The following is a 2446-nucleotide window of genomic DNA, read 5'->3' as shown; positions in this document are numbered from 1 at the left end:
CACTGCTTTGTAAGTTGCTGGGTGCCAACTGGTGCCTTCGTGAAGGCTTGAGCCTAGTGCGGTGAAAGTTGCACGCTGGGTTCTTAGAGGGGCGACACTTGGTAACAGGTGTCGTCTACTCGACAAAGGTAATTTGGATCGACTCAAAGGATTCAAACAATGGTTGAGTCCAGACGAATCAAATTAATTCCTACTTTACAATTCACCATAGATTTAAGTGAAATTTTCTAATCTCACTTTTCCATAAAAGCCTTATAACATATTGAATTTAAGCTACAACATGAAAAATTCATCACAATTCATCCACACTTAATGAAAAGTTGAACTAATTCGACAAATACCTACCGAATCTCGATTTCTTTTTAAATGAAAACAGCTTTCTCTAGGGCGCAGAAAGAAAGCCAGCGTAAAGCTGGCCATGTGAACGAAAAGTCGCCCTACAGCTCGTACTCACTGCTATCGCGTACACGTTCGTGATTTTTTTCATCAGCGAATAGCTCTCGAAGACTAGAAAAAAGTGGATTAGCCGCAGCGGGAAATTTATCTACCAACTTTTTCTCTATTTTATCTTTTAACTCATTCAAAACCGACAGGTTAGCACGATTGTTGCTCTTACTAACAAAGTACGTGAAAACCCCTCTTACGACCTTTATCAACTCAAATTTTATATTCTGAGTAATTTCTAGCAGCTCTTGTTTCCTCTGCTCAATAAGCTTATCTAGGCGGCTTAAATCGCGAGTCTTTTCCTCTTCAGCTTTAGATAACTTGTTCACTGTCGTTTGCATTTCTTCAAACTCTTCACGAATATTATCCAATGCTGACATCCCGTGTTTCGTAGCGTCTTCGATGATAGTTCGCGTATCTTTCATCGCTTGAATCTCATCAGTTAATGATTGACGTTCATCTTGTAACTTTGTCACTTCATTGTTTGATTCCAGAGCTTTCTGATAAGCTAACTGCTGCTGTTCTTTGAATAACGCTACTTTTTTTTCACTATCTTCAATTTGTTTTGTAAAGTAATTAAAATCACGAGCACTTTTCGCCCATCTGGATTGTCTCACCATATTACGATACTGCTGGCTCTTCTTTTCAGTATCACTGGTAAATATAGCTTTCAGTTTTTTTTCACTGAGTAACCGCTCATTAGCGAGACGTTGAATAAGCTGCTGCAAATTATGCCCAAGTTTCCTCGTTTCTTTGTAGTCTAGCTTCCCATCCTCACGGAATAACTCTTCACCAGAATGTTCTTTCGAAACACTCAAATACTTATTCACAACAGCTATCATCGATTTTCGCAAATCATATTCACCAGTTTCACGGTTCCTCCCGCTCAGAAAAAAATGGATATGTGCCCCGGTATTTTCTCGCTCAGTGCGTTCATCATCATGAGCTACAACGGCTTTGATGTCATGTTTAGGGAAAAGATGACTAAGCACCTTGACGATAAAACCAATGTACTCCTGTAGGGAAATAACATCAGTGCCAACCTGCCATTTCGAGGGTATTTTAAATATCCCCTCTTGGACGTAAATAGAATTTTCGGGCGCAACGTCATAGAGTTTGTTATGAAGAGCGACATACTCTCTCAGTTGCCTAACTCTCTGTTGTTTCCGAGACATTTCCAATGTTTCAAAACGCTCAATGCATGAGGCATCTATTGCACCAATATCTTGAGCGAGCACAGTATCCAATAAGTTAACAGCTTCAATGTACCCATTTGCACTCAGCGAGCGTAAAGAACTCTTTAACGCGAATTTTTTCTTGCGCCTATGTTCTTGAAGCGTTTTTTGTTTATGCAATTTTGCTTTCGGAGCAATATCTTCAAGTAGCGTATTCTTGTCTTCTGAACTCAACTCATGTAATTGCTGTACTTCACCATTTCGCCAAATCAGGTTTTGGTCGCTTAATGCCGAATTCCATTCGATGTCTTTTTTATTGTGATTTTGCTCTGATTCAATTCGAAGTGAATGCATAATAGAAATAATGCATTTTTTCCGGTCTTCAGGAGAAGATGAACTGTTTATAGTACGAAAAAACAGATGTATGTGTTTTGCTGTCAAGGACATTAGCAACCTCCTCGCGGGGTTGCTAGAGAGTCGAGAGATACTTCTCTCGCCAACAGCTTGCATCCTACTCTTTTGCGCACGCAAAAAGTTGGATACAAGCGTAGTTGGTTACTAAGTAGTTCAACTTTCGTCAAACTACTTATTTCGTGCTCAATACACACTAGTGAATTAAGTAAGGAATTATCAGAGTGCAACGCACTCTGATTAACTCTACAGAGTTTTAGTCGTTTCATATTTACCGCCTATTTATATTATATATACCGAATCAACTTGAAGATGCAGGCTTGAGAACCTGAAAATGATCATTAATTCGAGATGTCAAAGAGCCTGCGATCTCTGGAAGAGTCACAGAAAAAAATTGGTCTATTGCCGCCTTGAAG

General features: G+C 39.4%; 1 protein-coding gene and 1 pseudogene. Both read right to left on the bottom strand.

The features are described from left to right. Positions 1-437 precede the first annotated feature (437 nt). On the bottom strand, positions 438-2060 hold the full coding sequence (locus EYW48_RS20830) for a hypothetical protein (RefSeq protein WP_277433007.1): 1623 nt from the start codon (positions 2058-2060) through the stop codon (positions 438-440). A 271-nt stretch (positions 2061-2331) separates the two neighbouring features. Further along, positions 2332-2446 (bottom strand): annotated as a pseudogene (locus tag EYW48_RS20825) (IS630 family transposase); the annotation flags it as partial.

Origin of the sequence: Vibrio sp. 1180_3 (assembly GCF_029478545.1) — a bacterium.
Taxonomy (GTDB): domain Bacteria; phylum Pseudomonadota; class Gammaproteobacteria; order Enterobacterales; family Vibrionaceae; genus Vibrio; species Vibrio aestuarianus.
Note: the sequence above shows the minus strand (reverse complement) of the source record. Positions and strands in the feature narration are given on the sequence as shown.